At 55.5% G+C, this 15,897-nt stretch carries 14 protein-coding genes; 7 read left to right on the forward strand and 7 right to left on the reverse strand.

The features are described from left to right. Complete coding sequence (locus tag HBO24_RS17395; protein WP_019726311.1) at window positions 1-1,284, forward strand: TrbI/VirB10 family protein; 1,284 nt, start codon at window positions 1-3, stop codon at window positions 1,282-1,284. Then, complete coding sequence (locus tag HBO24_RS17400; RefSeq protein WP_019726312.1) at window positions 1,281-1,526, forward strand: DUF2274 domain-containing protein; 246 nt, start codon at window positions 1,281-1,283, stop codon at window positions 1,524-1,526. The genes HBO24_RS17395 and HBO24_RS17400 overlap by 4 nt, the downstream gene beginning before the upstream one ends. Before the next feature lie 299 nt (window positions 1,527-1,825). Here the strand turns inward: HBO24_RS17400 and htpX are convergent, their stop codons facing one another. After that, window positions 1,826-2,713 carry a protease HtpX gene (gene htpX / locus HBO24_RS17405; protein ID WP_029298042.1) on the reverse strand — a complete coding sequence of 296 codons (888 nt, stop codon included), beginning with the start codon at window positions 2,711-2,713 and terminating at the stop codon, window positions 1,826-1,828. A gap of 304 nt (window positions 2,714-3,017) precedes the next feature. Beyond that, entirely contained in the window at window positions 3,018-4,229 is a 1,212-nt protein-coding gene (locus tag HBO24_RS17410; protein ID WP_029298044.1) for a pyridoxal phosphate-dependent aminotransferase, read from the reverse strand. A gap of 203 nt (window positions 4,230-4,432) precedes the next feature. Between HBO24_RS17410 and msrB the strand changes: the two genes are divergently transcribed. The 3 genes from msrB to HBO24_RS17425 all read left to right on the forward strand — a co-directional run bounded on the left by msrB (window position 4,433) and on the right by HBO24_RS17425 (window position 5,918). Beyond that, window positions 4,433-4,825 (forward strand): peptide-methionine (R)-S-oxide reductase MsrB, encoded by a 393-nt coding sequence (gene msrB, locus HBO24_RS17415; protein ID WP_115127855.1) that lies wholly within the window; start codon window positions 4,433-4,435, stop codon window positions 4,823-4,825. A gap of 149 nt (window positions 4,826-4,974) precedes the next feature. Continuing rightward, window positions 4,975-5,460 carry a glutathione peroxidase gene (locus HBO24_RS17420; protein ID WP_057439173.1) on the forward strand — a complete coding sequence of 162 codons (486 nt, stop codon included), beginning with the start codon at window positions 4,975-4,977 and terminating at the stop codon, window positions 5,458-5,460. Beyond that, entirely contained in the window at window positions 5,457-5,918 is a 462-nt protein-coding gene (locus HBO24_RS17425; RefSeq protein WP_057439172.1) for a MarR family transcriptional regulator, read from the forward strand. The genes HBO24_RS17420 and HBO24_RS17425 overlap by 4 nt, the downstream gene beginning before the upstream one ends. Here HBO24_RS17425 and HBO24_RS17430 read toward each other — a convergent pair. Beyond that, window positions 5,902-8,226, reverse strand: a complete 2,325-nt coding sequence (locus HBO24_RS17430) for a response regulator (RefSeq protein WP_170060052.1) — start codon at window positions 8,224-8,226, stop codon at window positions 5,902-5,904. The genes HBO24_RS17425 and HBO24_RS17430 overlap by 17 nt on opposite strands. 166 nt (window positions 8,227-8,392) lie before the next feature. On the opposite strand from HBO24_RS17430, the gene HBO24_RS17435 reads away from it, so the two are divergent. Together HBO24_RS17435 and HBO24_RS17440 are read left to right on the forward strand one after the other, a co-directional pair. Next, window positions 8,393-9,283 (forward strand): ATP-binding protein, encoded by an 891-nt coding sequence (locus HBO24_RS17435; RefSeq protein ID WP_029298058.1) that lies wholly within the window; start codon window positions 8,393-8,395, stop codon window positions 9,281-9,283. After that, entirely contained in the window at window positions 9,280-9,762 is a 483-nt protein-coding gene (locus HBO24_RS17440; protein WP_057958944.1) for a GAF domain-containing protein, read from the forward strand. Before HBO24_RS17435 ends, HBO24_RS17440 begins: the two co-directional genes overlap by 4 nt. 133 nt (window positions 9,763-9,895) lie before the next feature. Here HBO24_RS17440 and HBO24_RS17445 read toward each other — a convergent pair whose 3' ends face one another. The 4 genes from HBO24_RS17445 to HBO24_RS17460 all read right to left on the reverse strand — a co-directional run bounded on the left by HBO24_RS17445 (window position 9,896) and on the right by HBO24_RS17460 (window position 15,807). Beyond that, window positions 9,896-11,839, reverse strand: coding sequence for an ATP-binding protein (locus HBO24_RS17445; RefSeq protein WP_262153263.1), 1,944 nt, complete (start codon window positions 11,837-11,839; stop codon window positions 9,896-9,898). Between the two features lie 286 nt (window positions 11,840-12,125). After that, window positions 12,126-12,776 (reverse strand): hypothetical protein, encoded by a 651-nt coding sequence (locus HBO24_RS17450; RefSeq protein WP_170060035.1) that lies wholly within the window; start codon window positions 12,774-12,776, stop codon window positions 12,126-12,128. A 782-nt stretch (window positions 12,777-13,558) separates the two neighbouring features. Beyond that, window positions 13,559-13,942 carry a hypothetical protein gene (locus HBO24_RS17455; RefSeq protein ID WP_048377442.1) on the reverse strand — a complete coding sequence of 128 codons (384 nt, stop codon included), beginning with the start codon at window positions 13,940-13,942 and terminating at the stop codon, window positions 13,559-13,561. 944 nt (window positions 13,943-14,886) lie between these two features. Continuing rightward, window positions 14,887-15,807 carry a replication initiation protein gene (locus HBO24_RS17460; protein ID WP_048377441.1) on the reverse strand — a complete coding sequence of 307 codons (921 nt, stop codon included), beginning with the start codon at window positions 15,805-15,807 and terminating at the stop codon, window positions 14,887-14,889. Window positions 15,808-15,897: the final 90 nt, after the last annotated feature.

Here is a 15,897-nt window from a genome sequence, read left to right on the forward strand (position 1 = left end):
ATGAGCCAGGACGACATTCCCGACCATGCCGCGCCGCAGACCGGCAAGGTGGCGCCCGAGGCAATGGCGCTGCGCGCGCAGCCGCGTCCGGTGACTCGGTTGAATCGGCGCACGCTAGCCATCCTCACCGGCGGCCTGTCGGTCGCCGTGCTTGGGGCCACGATCTGGTCGTTGCAGCCGCATCGGCGCGGCGCGGGCGAGCAAACCGAGCTGTACAACGTGGATCGCGTCTCGAAGTCCGAAGGGCTGGACGGCCTGCCTTCCGACTATTCCAAGCTGCCGGCGAAGGTGCCGGAGCTGGGGCCACCGCTGCCGGGCGACCTCGGCCCGGCCATCGTGAAGTCACAGCAGCCGGTGACACCGGCCTATGCGCCGCCAGGCCACGACCCGGAGGATGCTCGGCGCAAGGAAGCCGATGCCGCTGCGGCCTCGACGGTGTTCTTCCGCTCGGGCAATCCAGGCAAGACCGCTGCACCGGCGACTGCGCAAGCCGCTGCGGCGGGCCCGGCATCGGCCTTGGCGGGCTTTGATCCGCTCGCCGCCGGGCCGGCCTCGACGGCGGCACAAACTCAACAATCCGCGTCCGACCCGACCGCCGTGCAGAACCGACAAGACCAGAAAGAGGCTTTCCTGAAAGGCGCTTCTACGGAAACCCGCAATTCCGGCCAACTGACCCTGCCGGCTTCGCCGTACCAGGTCATGGCCGGAACGGTGATCGCTGGCGCGCTGGTGACGGGTATCAAGTCCGACCTGCCGGGCGACGTGATCGGCACGGTGACGGAGCCTGTCTACGACTCGGCCACGGGTAAGTTCCTGCTGATCCCGCAGGGTTCGCGCCTCATGGGCAAGTACAACAGCCAGGTGAGCTACGGGCAGAGCCGCGTGCAGGTGGTGTGGAACCGCATCATCCTGCCGGACACGTCTTCGCTGACGCTCGACAACCTGGCGGGTACCGACCCGGCCGGCTATGCCGGCCTGGAGGATGGGGTCGATTGGCATTGGGATCGCGTTTTTGCCGGCGCGGCTCTGACCACGCTGCTGGGCGTGGGCGCCGAGCTGGCCGCGCCGCAGAACCGGCAGGACGGCAACCGCGTCATCATCGCCGGACAGGGCAGTTTGCAGGACAGCGTGAACCAGGTAGGCCAGGAGATGACCCGGCGCAACATGAACATCCAGCCGACGTTGACCGAGCGGCCGGGCCTGCCGGTTCGCATCATCGTGAACCGCGATCTCGTGCTTCGGCCGTACCAACCGTTGTTCTTCAACCGGGGAGCGATGCGATGAGCACGACCAAGAAGCTGCGGCTGGGGCCGCTGCCGAAGACCGAGAGTGTCAAGCTGACCTTCGCATGTCCCGCTGGCTTGAAGACAGACCTTGACCGCTATGCCGCGCTACATGCGCAGACCTACGGCGAAACGGTCGATGCGGCGACGCTGATCCCGCACATGCTGGAGGCATTCATGGCGGGGGATCGTGGATTCAGGAAAGGAACGACCGCCAAGGTCGTTCCGCAGAAACAGACCTGACGACCTTGCCGCCACTTCAACGACAAAGCGCAGCCTGAGGCTGCGCTTTGTCGTTCCGGGGGCAGTTGGGCTACTATAGAGAAAGGAGAAAGGCAAGTCGGCCTGCTGTTGGGAAACGTCCCCCGATGCAACGCGCTCCGGCTTTCTTCCTCATCGCTCTTATGTGGCACCTAGCCCACAACGCAGCAGTCAATCCAAACTGCCCGAAACAGAGCTAACCTCGCGTCCCATATAGAGTTTCAAGCCCTGGGCGATTTGCGCTCAGGGCTTGACACGAGCAGTTTTTTACCCGCTGGCTGTCAGCCGCGACGACGCAGTGCGTCGATCCGCTCTTCCAGTGGCGGGTGGCTCATGAACATCCGCGCCAGGCCTTGCTTGACGCCACCGTTGATGCCGAAGGCATTCAGGGTGTCCGGCATATGCACCGGCAGGCCCTGTTCGGAGCGCAGGCGTTGCAGGGCGCCGATCATGGCGGCAGTACCGGCCAGTTGCGCGCCGGCTTCGTCGGCGCGGAATTCGCGTTTGCGCGAGAACCACATCACGATGGAGCTGGCAAGGAAGCCCAGTACCAGTTCGGCAAAGATGGTCGCCACGTAGTAGGCGATACCCTGGCCGCCTTCGTTCTTGAAGATCACCTTGTCGACAAAGTTGCCGATGATCCGTGCAAAGAACATCACGAAGGTGTTCACCACGCCCTGGACCAATGCCAGGGTGACCATGTCACCGTTGGCGACGTGGCCGATCTCGTGGGCCAGCACGGCCTTCACTTCGTCGGGCGAGAAACGCTCCAGCAAACCCTGGCTGACGGCAACAAGAGCATCGTTCTTGTTCCAGCCAGTGGCGAAGGCGTTGGCCTCGTAGGCCGGGAAGATGCCGACTTCGGGCATCTTGATCCCGGCTTCGCGGGACAGTTGCTCGACGGTCTGCAGCAGCCATTGCTCATGCCGGGTGCGTGGCTGGGTGATGATCTGGGTGCTGGTGCTCATCTTCGCCATCCACTTGGAGATGAACAGCGAGAAGATCGAGCCGGCAAAACCAAAGACGGCACAGAAAACCAGCAGCTGATTGAGGTTCAGATCAACCCCGTTGGCCGCCATGAACCCGTTGAAGCCGAAAAGGCTCAGGGTGATGCTGGCAATCAGCACGACCGCCAGGTTAGTGGCCAAGAACAGCAGGATGCGCATCATGGTTGTAGAATTCTCCTCATGCTTAATATGTCGCGTACTGCGGGGTATATAAGGTGCGGCAGTGGGCTATTCAACCGGGCGACTATTTCAAACTGTGTCCTACAGCATGAATGTAGAGGCTTGCAGGGATTTTCCGAGGCTTGGGACCCGTGAAAATTGCCCTTGGCTGGCGTCTGCGCCCCACGATTGCGGGTAAGTACAGGGTAGAGGGGAAGCGGGCGGAGCAGAAGGTGTATCTGGGTACAGAATGTGTTGCCAGATACTCGCTGTACGACCTTTTGCGGGCCGTACAGCGAAAGCCGGGTTACTGGCGATAGGACTTCAGGAAGTTGCCAATGCGCCCGATGGCCATGTCCAGGTCATCCACGCGCGGCAGGGTCACCACACGGAAGTGGTCGGGCCACGGCCAGTTGAACGCCGTGCCCTGGACCACCAGCAGCTTTTCCGACAGCAGCAGGTCGAGGACGAACTTCTCGTCGTTGTGGATCGGGCAGACCTTCGGGTCAATCCGTGGGAACGCATACAGGGCGCCCATGGGTTTGACGCAACTGACGCCGGGAATGTCGTTGAGCAGTTCCCAGGTACGGTTGCGCTGCTCCAGCAGGCGGCCGGCCGGCAGTACCAGGTCGTTGATGCTCTGGTAGCCACCCAGCGCGGTCTGGATCGCGTGCTGGCTCGGCACGTTGGCGCACAGGCGCATATTGGCCAGCATGTCGATGCCTTCGATGTAGCTCTGGGCATTGTGCTTGGGCCCGGAGATGGCCACCCAGCCGGAACGGAAACCCGCCACCCGGTAGGACTTGGACAGGCCGTTGAAGGTCAGGCACAGCAGGTCCGGGGCCAGGGAGGCGGTGCAGATGTGCACGGCGTCGTCGTAGAGGATCTTGTCGTAGATCTCGTCGGAGAACACCACCAGGTTGTGCTGGCGCGCCAGTTCCAGCATGCCCAGCAGCACTTCCTTGGAATACACCGCGCCCGTCGGGTTGTTCGGGTTGATGATCACCAGCGCCTTGGTATTGGGCGTGATCTTGGCCTTGATATCAGCCAGGTCCGGCCACCAGTTGGCTTGCTCGTCGCACAGGTAATGCACCGGATGGCCGCCCGCCAGGGTCACGGCCGCCGTCCACAGCGGGTAGTCAGGCGCCGGCACCAGCACTTCGTCGCCGTTGTTGAGCAGGGCCTGCATGGCCATCACGATCAGCTCGGAGACGCCGTTGCCCAGGTAGATATCTTCGATACCGACCCCTTCCACCTGCTTTTGCTGGTAGTACTGCATCACGGCCTTGCGCGCGCTGAACAAGCCTTTGGAGTCGCTATAGCCTTGGGCGGTGGGCAGGTTGCGGATCACGTCCTGGAGGATTTCGTCCGGTGCTTCGAAACCAAAGGGCGCCGGGTTGCCAATGTTCAGCTTGAGGATGCGATGGCCTTCCTCTTCCAGGCGTTTGGCGTGCTTGAGCACTGGGCCGCGAATGTCGTAGCAGACGTTGGCGAGCTTGTTCGATTTGCTGACCTGCATGGCGATGTGATCCCGAAAATGAACGATCCAGACGATGTGAAGACTACCGTGCTGGGAATCCTGCGTGTGGCCTGACCCATAAATACGTTTGAATGCCGATAACGCGGGTGCCAGACTGGCGCTTTGAAGAGGCGCAATCATACGTGCCGCCTGATCCATGGAAAAGACACAGATCAGGCTTTTTCAGTTGTCGAGGTGGATTGATGGAAAAGTTGGATAAGACCCTGGATGAATGGCGGGAAATGCTCGACCCGGCGCAGTATCAAGTGTGCCGTCTCAAGGGCACCGAGCGGCCGTTTTCCGGCAAGTACAACGCGACTACGACCGATGGTGTGTATCACTGTATTTGCTGCAATGAGCCACTGTTCGATTCAAAGACCAAGTTCGATGCCGGTTGTGGCTGGCCCAGTTTTTATGAGCCGATTGCTGATAGCGCGATGATTGAGATTCGTGATGTCAGCCACGGGATGATCCGTACTGAAGTGACCTGTGCCAGGTGCGATGCGCACTTGGGGCATGTGTTCCCGGATGGTCCGCCGCCTACTGGCTTGCGTTACTGCATCAACTCGGTGTGCCTGGACCTGGTTCCCCGCTGAAATCCCCTGTAGCGAGGGGCTGTGGTGGCGAGGGGGCAAGCCCCCCTCGTCACAAGCTGATGTTGGGTTATCAGTCTGGTCAATTAAATTGCATGCAATTTAATTGCTCGCTATGTTTTCACAACCTTCTCTGCATCCGAGGCGTTCTCATGAGCAACAACCTGCTGACCATCCCCTGCACCACCATCAAGGGCGAGCAAAAGACCCTGGCGGACTTCGCCGGCAAGGCGATCCTGGTGGTCAATACCGCCAGCAAGTGCGGTTTCACCCCGCAGTACAAAGGCCTTGAACAGCTTTGGCAGCAGTACAAGGACCAGGGCCTGGTGGTATTGGGCTTTCCGTGCAATCAGTTCGGCAAGCAGGAACCGGGTGACGAGGGGGCCATTACAGAGTTTTGCGAGCTGAATTTCGGCGTCAGTTTCCCGTTGTTCAAGAAGGTCGATGTCAACGGCGGCGAGGCCCACCCGCTGTTTGTGCAATTGAAACAGCGCGCACCGGGTCTGCTGGGCTCCAAGGGCATCAAGTGGAACTTCACCAAGTTCCTGATCGGTCGCGACGGTCAGGTGGTCAAGCGTTTTGCCCCCACCACCAAACCTCAGGAACTGACCCAAGAGATCGAAGCGTTGCTCAAATGACCGACTTGCCTGCCGTATCCCTGGCCCTGGATGACCAGTTGTGCTTCAAGCTGTACGCCGCCTCCCGGGCGGTGACGCGGGCCTACAAACCGATGCTCGACGAGTTGGGCCTGACGTATCCGCAATACCTGGTCATGTTGGTGTTGTGGGAGTGGCACGCCGTTGCGCCGCCCCAGCCGACGGTCAAGGCGCTGGGGGAGCGCTTGTTGCTCGACTCCGGCACGTTGACGCCGTTGCTCAAGCGCCTCGAACAGCTGGCGTTGATCACGCGCCGGCGCAGTACCCGGGATGAGCGCGAAGTGCACTTGTGCCTTGCCGACGCGGGCCAGGCGTTGCGTGAGCGCGTCCAGCCGCTGAAGGCCCGCCTGTTGTGTGACAGTGGTGTGGACCTGAGCCAGGCGGACGCCTTGCGCCATGGCCTCGACCAGTTGCTCAGGCAGATCACAGACTTGTCGTAGTCGGCACCCAGAGGTCGAGCAGGGCGTTGAGTTCTTCGCGGCGGAAGGGTTTGGCCAGGTAGTCGTTCATACCGGCGGCCCGGCACCGTTCGCGCTCCTCGGCCAGGGCATTGGCGGTCAGCGCGACAATCGGCAGCTCCGGCCAGCGCCCGCTACGGCGAATCTGCCGGCTCGCCTCATAGCCATCCATCACCGGCATGTTGCAGTCCATCAGCACCATATCGAAGCGCTGTTCTTCCAGTTGCTTCAGTGCCTCGCCGCCATGGGCCGCGACCACCACCTCGCAGCCCAGCTTGCCGAGCATGCCCTTGGCCACCAGTTGATTGACCGGGTTGTCCTCCACCAAAAGAATGCGCGCCCGATGCGCGACCGGGCCGGTTTCCAGTTGGGCCAGGTCGAGGACGATTTCGCTGTCGGCGCGCAGGGTGCGGTGCAGGACCTGATACAGCGCAGCGCGGCTCAGCGGGCGAGCCTGCTGTTGCAGGGGCGCCAGGGCGGCCACTTCTTCGCTGGGCATGAAGTTGCCGTAGGCGGTAATCAGCAGGATCGGTGCGCTGACGGTCGGGCGCAGGCGGAACAGGCACTCGGGGCAGTCGGTGATCAGGATGTCCGGCGCCAGGCCAGTCAAGTCGTCGTCGATGGTGTAGCACTGCGGCGTCAATCCCCAGTGCGGCAGCAAGGTCAGCAGCAGTTCTGCCAGGCCACTGCTGGCCCCGGTAATCACCGCGACCTCGCCGGTCAATGGTCCCAGCCGCGCCGCCGGTGTGTGGGCGGGCAGTGGCAGTTCGGCGCAGAACTGGCTGCCGAAGCCGGTTTCCGAGCTGATGGTCAGCCGCCCGCGCATGGCCTCGCAAAGGTTGTGGGTCAGCGCCAACCCCAGGCCAGTCCCGCCAAACTGACGGGTAATACCGGCGCCCGCCTGGGTGAAAGGTTTGAAAATCCGCGTCTGGGCCTCCTGGGCAATGCCGATGCCGGTGTCGCACACTTCGATGCGCACGCCATCGGGTTGTGCACTGAGGCGTACGTCGACGCGGCCGAAACGGGTGAACTTCAAGGCATTCGACAGCAGGTTACTGACGATCTGCCGCACCCGGGTCGGATCACCCACGACCTGGGCGGGAAACTGCGGGTCGATCAGGCAGGTCAATTCGACGCTGGGGGCGGCGTTCTGCGACAGCAGGTTGGCGGTGTCTTCCACCAGGGAGCCGAGATCAAAAGGGATGCTCTCCAGTTCCAGTTGCCCGGCATCGAACTTGGACAGGTCGAGAATATCGTTGAGCAGTTCTACCAGGACCTTGCCGGAGTCATGGGCAATCGACAATTGTTGGCGCTGCTCGGCATTCAGTGTGCTGTCCAGGGACAGCGCGATCATGCCGAGCAGGCCGTTGAGCGGGGTACGGATTTCATGGCTCATGTTGGCGAGGAAGGCCGCACGCGCCTGGGCCATGCCCAGGGCAGTCATTTTCGACGCTTCCAGTTCCTCGTTGGACTGGCTTAGCCGCTGGTTGATCGCCTTGAGCTCGGTGGTACGCGCCGAAACAATATCTTCCAGTTGGCCGAGGTACTCGGTCAGGCGGTCCTCGGCGTGGCGCCGTTGCTGGATTTCGGTCTCCATATTCTCGAACTGTTGGTTGGCGACATTGACCAGTACACCGATCTCATCGTGTTCGTGCCCCGGCGGGCAGTCCAGGCGAGCCAGGGGCGCATTGCCGGGGCTGCGGGTGCTCAGCTCGCGGATGATCCGCACCAGGGGTTGGGTCAGCATCACGTAGAACAGGCCTAGAAGGATGCCGGTCAGGATCAGGCTGCGAGCAAAGCCATTGAGCAGGGTGATCTCCGCTCGGTGTAGGAATCGGCTGCCAAACGCGTACGTATCGACGTCAAGGCGCAATACGCCGAGGGATTCGCCGGGCATATGGGTAAGATACAACCGGTTTTCGAACTGGCGGTTGGCGCCGAACAAAAAGTCGCTGATGGGGCGGTAGCTGCTCTCTGTGCGCGGCCGATTAACGTCAGCCAGCACCAGGCCATTGTTGTCGACCAACTGTGCCCGCGTGATGGCGGGGGAATGCAGCAGGCCCAGGGTCAGTTCCTGGGCCAGTTCGGCGTCGATGTTGTAGGCGATGCGTGAGGCGGGGTTATGGCTGATTTCAATCAGCGCGTGTATTTCACGGTTGATGGACGCGTCTTCGCTGGCATAATCAATGCCGATTTGGATCAGGCTGAGCAAGGTTCCCAATACGAAACCGACCAGCACAGTCAGTCTGGCTTGTTTATAAGACAAGCGGTGGGCGAACTTGATATCCATTGGGTGCTGAGCCACTTTACGTTTCCCTTCGCCTGGCAAGCATAGCTGAACATCTTCAGCGTCCGCCTTGCCCGGTATGAATCGTTTTTTCAGGTGCAGCCGTCTGGCAACTGCGTCAGGGTTGCCAATACGCCATCTTTTACAAGAACTTGCCACAGGAATAGTCATGGATTCTCGATTGAATGCCTTTCTTGAGCGGGCCGATGCGGTGCTTGCTCGTCTGGAACCCCTGTTGCCAGCACCTCGCGCGGTGATTGACTGGAACCACTGCCTGGCGGCCCGCTGGCAGCGTGAGGGGCGCAGCGGTTTTCTGCTGCCCCTGGAAGTCAGCCTGGATATGCGCCTGTCCGACCTGATTGGAGTCGACAAGCAGCGTGAGCAATTGGCCCGCAATACCCAGCAGTTTCTCGACGGCCTGCCCGCCAACCACGCGTTGCTCTGGGGCTCGCGTGGCACTGGCAAATCGTCCATGGTCCGCGCCTTGCTGGCCCAGCATGCCAAAGCCGGCTTGCGCCTGATCGAAATCGAGCGTGACCACCTGGCCGACCTGCCGCGGGTGGTCGAGCAACTGCTCAAGCTGCCCCAGCGTTTTATCCTGTTCTGCGACGACCTGTCGTTCGAGGCCGGCGAAGGCGATTACCGTGTGCTCAAGAGCGTGCTCGACGGTTCGCTGGAGCAGGCCCCGGAAAACGTGCTGCTGTACGCCACCTCCAACCGTCGTCACCTGGTACCGGAAAACCAGAGCGACAACGACAATTGGAAACGCGTGGACGGTGAACTGCACCCCAGTGAAGCGGTGGAAGACAAGATCGCCTTGTCCGACCGTTTTGGCTTGTGGCTGTCGTTCTATCCTTTCACCCAGGAGCACTTCCTGGACGTGGTGGAGCACTGGATCGGCGAGTTGGCCAACAAAGCGGGTTTGCAGTGGCAGCGCGATGAAGCACTCGACATCCTTGCGGTGCGCTGGGCCACCGGCCGTGGCAATCGCAACGGCCGTTGCGCCTACCAGTTCGCCCGCTACTGGGTGGGGCTTAAATTGCTGGAGCGTCAGCCATGATTGATTTGCAACAGTCGGGCAGCGGCCTAGATGGGTACGCCATGCTCTGTGCGCAGCTGGAATCGCTGCTGGCCGATGAGCGCGACTTTATCGCCAACGCGGCGCAGTTTTCGGCGTTCCTGTTCAACCAACTCGATGACTTGAACTGGGCGGGCTTCTATCTCAATCGTGATGAAGAACTGGTGCTGGGGCCTTTCCAGGGGCAGATCGCCTGTGTGCGGATCCCATTTGGTCGAGGGGTGTGTGGTGCGGCGGCGGCTTCACGGCAAACCCAGCGGGTGGAAGATGTGCATGCCTTTGCCGGGCATATTGCTTGCGACAGTGCTTCCAACAGTGAGCTGGTGGTGCCATTGATCAAGGATGGGCGGTTGATTGGGGTGCTGGATCTGGATAGCCCGAAACTGGCGCGTTTCAGGCTTGAGGATCAGATGGGGATTGAGCAACTGGCGGCAATCTTCCTGCGGTTGACTGACTGCTGAGTGAGCGCAGCTGCGTTCCTTGTGGGAGCCGGCTTGCCTGCGATGGCGCCGGGAAGAACACTGGGGGGTGTCGGGCCCCCCACGTCTACGTTAACGACTATCGCCGCGATGCGGCGACCCGACAAGCCCGCCCCTACAATGGCGCCATATTCTCCAACTGCTCTTGCAGCACGTGCTCAAGGTCGAGCATGGCTTGTTCTATGGCCTTGATCCAAATCTCGACCTGCACCGGGTCGGCTGCCTCGCCAGCCTGTTCCAGCACCTCACATTGCTTGGCCAGTGTGCGGGCCTGGACGATCCTGGCAGCGCCCTTGATCTTATGGGCCTGGTCGACCAGGTCCTGAAGCGTGCCTTGTCCGAGCATTGCCATGAGTTCCTCGCGATCACGCCGGCTGCTGCTCAACAATTCTTCCAACAGACGCTGGCTTAACAGTGGATCACCACCGGTGAGGGTGTTCAGGCTATCGAGATCAAAGATCCGCCCTGGTGACAGTGGGGTGATCTCGGCCAGATGGCGCTCCAGTGTGGTAAGGCTGATGGGTTTGAACAGGCAGTCGTTCATGCCTGCATCCCGGCAGCGCTGTTTTTCCTCCGGCTGGGCATTGGCGGTAAAGCCCAGGATGATGCAGGGCGTGATGTCCTCCCGTTGCTCATGTTCGCGGATCGACCGTGCCAGTTCATAGCCGTTCATGATCGGCATATTACAGTCGGCAATGATCAGGTCGAAGTGCTCCTGGCGCCAGGCCTGGAACCCCGCCGCGCCATGCTGGACTGCAGTGAACCGGTGCCCGAGGAAACCCAGTTGCTGACACATGAGCAGGCGGTTGGCCGGATGGTCGTCCACCACCAGCACATTGAGCACCGCCGCAGCATCCTGGGTCGCAGGCTTGAGCTCGATCAGCGGGTAGGCAGGTGGCAGGCTGGTCATCTGCAGCGAGACAAACACCTGGGTGCCGACCCTGGGCACGCTGCTCAGGGTCAGTTGCCCTCCCATCATTTCGCATAGGCTACGACAGATGACCAGCCCAAGACCGGCGCCGCTCCTGGCCAGGTGCCCGGAATTGTCGGCCTGGGAAAACGGTTCGAACAGGCGCTGCTGATCGTCCCGGCTGATCCCGATGCCGGTGTCCTCGACCACCAGTTTCATCTCGATTTGCTGTGGCTCGCCGGTGGTCTGGATATCCACCCTGATCTTCACTTCGCCCTGCTCGGTGAACTTGATGGCATTGCTCACCAGGTTCGACAGGACTTGTTTGAAGCGCAGGGGGTCGATCTGCACATCACGTTCTTCAACGCCGGGATTGAACTCCAGTAGCAAATTGAGACTCTTCTGGCGTGCCAGCCCATCGAACACACGCACCACCGACTCGATCAGTTCCCGCAGGTTGACGCGTTCCGGCGCCAGGCTCAGGCGACCCGACTCGATGCGTGCGATGTCGAGGATGTCGCCAATCAACTCCAGCAAATCCTTGGCCGAGTTGTAGGCCACCTCGATGGCCGGACGATCCAGATGCCCATGATCGGCACGCTTGAGAGTCAACTCCAGCATGCCGATCACCGCGTTCATGGGGGTGCGGATCTCATGACTCATGGTCGCCAGGAATGTGCTTTTCGCGCGATTGGCCTCATCGGCACGGTCCTTGGCGCTGCGCAGGTCATCGAACAATTGGCGGCGTTCGCTGATATCAATCCAGCCGCCGATGATGCCCTGGACCTTACCGACCGAATCGCGGTACGGCAGGATCCAGTGATAGATCGTCAGGTGCTGCCCATGAATATGCAGGGCGCGATCCAGGATCAGCGGCTTGCCTTCGGCGACTACCCGCAGATAGTCGGCATGGTACTGACGGGCTTGTGCTTCGTTTTCCAGGTTGATCTGCATGACACTCTTGCCGATGACGTCCTCGCGCTTGACGCCGAAGACCTGCAAGTAACTGTCATTGCAGGTCTGTAGCAAACCGTTGCGATCACGCACGTAGATCGGATGAGGGGTCTCATTGACCAGGGCGCGCATGAATTCGTATTGATCGCTCAGGGCCCGTTCCGCCATCTGCCGCTGCTTGATCTGCCGGCGCATGTAGCCGTTCCAGGCCAGGGATGTAAGTAGCAGCAGCCCGGCGGCACTGACGATCTGGATAATCAGACGGTGGTAGTTGCGCCAATAGCTGTCGGAGGCGGCCGTGTAGCCACGCCAGCGGTTGTTGATGACCCCAAGTTCGCAGGGTCTAGTGGTTTCTAATAATTGTGATCTAGGTCGCCAAAGGTGCGGGGGATGGCATTGGTGAGCATTAGATGCCGCCAAACAGGTGTGAGCTTTGCACTTGTTTGGCGAGAAAAATAATTTTTCTATGCTTTTGGAAGATTTAGTTGGCTGATTGTTTGTTTCTATATTGTCGTCTGCTTAGCTCTCTAAGTCCGCCAGATATTAAGGCTGTGCAAAGTGCAACAAAAGTAGTAAGTAATAAATTTTTTTTGATTTTTCCTGAGTACGGAAGTTCTGTTGTTATAATTTCGGACGGCTGAGTGGTCGAGGATTTAGATGCGGTTTCTACAATGTCCAATAATTTAGAATTCGCAGTGTCTGTAATCTTCAAAAACTCTATATATTTAATGAGGTTTTTTTCTTGTGTTTGATATATTTTTTTTTGGTTAGAAATTATTTCCTCTACTGTTAGTTTTACGTTTTTTATGGATTGTTCACGGTCTTCATTGGTTGATGAAATATTAATTATATCGGTATTTTTTATTGCGGTTATAGTAGCGTTATTTGAATATTTATAGGCTATTTCTTCTGGGCGTTCTAGCAGGGCTACAGTGTTGGAGTTTAGACTTACGCTTTTGCCGATAGTTACGTTTGAAGTGCTCTTGTATAATGTAGGTCTCGTTGTCGAATATGTAATACCTACTACAAAGACTATAAGGAAAACAATTGAAATTAATTTGATTTGTCGGATAAAAAAAGCATAGACATCAAAAAGAGAGATTTCTTCATTTAAAATTTCATTTGCTCTCATTTTTAATATCCTACAGTTACATGTAAGAGAGCAGCGATGCTTGCTGTTAGAGCCAAGATTAAAAATAATATGAAAATTTTTGCCCCTATAGTATATTTTACCTTATGGTGCTGGGTGCTGGGCATTAGTATATCCTTATTTTAGTAGCTGTTTTGATTTTTAGTCGAAGTCGAAGTCGCTTAATATTCTACATTATTAGGCTTTAAATCGCAATGTAGAAAATCGACGTTGATTATCCTTGCGAGGTTGGCCGTTTCAATATGTAAAAAATGCAAATCTGCTCAGTGTTTTTTGTTTGACTATTTCATGGTGCCTTACGTTGTTGTGTTAATAACAAAATTCCAAATGGTATGGTTGATTAATGAGGAAGTCAATGGCCAGCGACATTATGATAAATAGAGAAAGGAGCATTTCAAAAAGTGTAAAGCTCGTTTGATTTTTTTAGAATTTTCGTCATGATTTTTATTTATGTTGTTATATTTAATATAACCTAAAACAAAAACAATAAAAGAGTGGTTGTAGTGTGGTGTGATAGATAATGGTTCGGAGGTATATCCTTGAACCTATGGCTGCTTAGCTCAACGAAAAGATAGGCGGTATTTTCTACTCTATGGGAGTAGGATATATGTCCGTGAAGGTCATTATTTGGTTTAAAGATACAAGTATGTATCGTGGCAGGACACATAGTGGTTGTAAATTCCTACGGTGTAGGAATGTGTATATCCGCAAAGCGAAAAATAGCTTCACGGGTATAAGTATGTAAAGTGGGGCTTTACATGTATTTACAGTTTAATGTCCAGCTTTTCGATAATGGATTGCTTGTATTCGTCGGCTTCAATGTCTATTTTTATTTTTGCTTCTTTCCACTGTTCTTCATAAAGGTCTTGCCATCGTGCTACTAAGGAATGGATAATCATATCAAGGTTTTGTTGTTTTACACTGTTCCCGCTTCTTGCAAACTCCTTGATTAGAACATCATTGGATATTGATTTGCAGCCTGAAAATGCTGCTATTAGCTTTTTAGCGAGGCTTGAGGTCATTCGTATCTCATGAAGCTCATCCATTTCTATTATTTTTACGAACATAATTAAAAATTTTTGACGCTCACGTCTTTTAAATCCACCAACCATACCGCCTATTTTTCCTGCATATTCCATCCTGTTCATAATTAGAGCTCCTATGTTGTTATAATACCAATACCATAGGGTTTTGATATGTCAATGCTTAGGGGATATATCTCCGAACCTATAACATTACTTCGGGGATATACGTTGTAGGAAATTGGATATTCTGATTTTTAAATTTCTAACGTGACCGATACCCCACCTTTTTGTGTGAAATTCATTTGAGAGCGATTTTTGAGTTTTGGCAGTGTCATTTTTTGATCTGCTTCGTGGCAAAAGTCAACTAAGTGATTTAAGTAGGGTTGAACCCTATTTGATGATTAAGGTTGGATGTTATATTTATTTTCATTTTGCTATTGACAAGGTATTTTGCTGTAAGTAAGCCATAATTCAATGGTTATGAAAAATTAAATATCTAAAAAATTCGATAAAAACGTTAAATTTCACGACAGTTTTTTCAAGAAAATAACTTTTTGAAAAAGTCGATTTTTGGTTACTGCCCCTAATCGCTTTCGGGATATTTAGGCTCATCAGCCCAGTGAGTGATATTCACCCATTTTGATGAATTTTTATGAATTTTGAAAAGTGCGAAATTTTCATCAGGAGAGAAATTTGATATGTATGTATACATACATATAGGTTAGGGGATATATCTCCGAACCTATGGAAGTATTGGGTTGAGTGGTTAACGCTGTTTTGGACTGTTTTTGATATAGACTTTTTACACTAACCATAATGCTGCGAGGTGTAACGCATTTGGCTATTTTAGGAGTGGAGTGGTGTGGCTTGGTGTCGTTGTATCAAAGGAGTGGAAGAAGGCCGATTTTGACCAACTCCGTGTGTTATATCGCTATCGGTGGTGCGGTGTATGTATATGTGGGGGATACGGGGAGGAAAGGGAAGGGGTGGGCGGGGAGGGAGAAGAAACACCCTCACCGGGTGCTATTATCTGATATAGGCTATTTGCACTAATTATAATGCTATGTTCATTGCTTCCAGTAGAACACGGTTCTACGGCTTACATTTAATTTCTTCATGACTTGCTGAATAGACGTCCCTGCTTCAAGTAAAATAATCCCTTGCTCTCTTTTAGTTTTGCCTTTTGCAGTACCGCCTTTCTTACCTCTTATGGCCTGTATTCTGCTTGTGTGGGTTCTGGCGACATAATCATCAAAGGTTCCACGGTTAAAGTTTCTATGCGTCCATTTGGCTACGCTCTTTGCCGTATGTTTAACCTCGGATGTGTCCAAGGGTGTGGAGAAATTGACGTTGTAGCCTGTGGCACGGTCTAGGCAAGCGTTTAGCCATTGGTTGTAGTCGGGCCAGCCTTGGCGGATGGCTTTGTATGCCCACGCCCTTAACTCATCGAAAAGCATACAGTTGCGACCCAAGCCGTAATCCTCTACGGGCTTCTGTTTGGCCTTTTCCGGGGTTAGGTCGATGTAGTCGGCCAAGTCGTCCAATGTGTATGGATCGGCCTGCCATTGGGTCACTATCCAGTGGGAATTGATCGGGTTCTTACAGATCAACCCGGAATAGCCTCTGTCTGCTCCTAAACGGTTACGCAATCCTGCCTCGATAGCCGCAGCGTAGCGTAAAGGGGCGGTTTTGCCGTCCATAGCCGTTCGGACAGGGGTTTGTAGCAGGTAGAGTAGGTGAGCGTGCCCATTGGCTGGATTTCGAGCTATTAGGTTCGGAGTTGGTGCCCCTACGTTGTCCCAGTGCATACCGGCATCGGTTCGGTCTAAGTCAAACACCATCCAATATCTATGCGTAGGCCCATTGGGCTGAACAAGTCGTGCAAGTTTTGCTTTTTCTTTTTTATTGATTTTTAAGCCACTGACTAAATCGTCTGTGTGATAAGGTCTCTTTGGTAAGTAGTCCTCAAATAGTTTTACGCATCCCATTGTTATCCTCTTCTAATAGTTATTTAGAAAAAGAAAACCTTGGGAGATGACTTGACAATAATTTTTATGATGATTAAATGGTTGTGTTGA

Origin of the sequence: Pseudomonas sp. WS 5410 (assembly GCF_012985645.1) — a bacterium.
GTDB lineage: Bacteria > Pseudomonadota > Gammaproteobacteria > Pseudomonadales > Pseudomonadaceae > Aquipseudomonas > Aquipseudomonas shahriarae.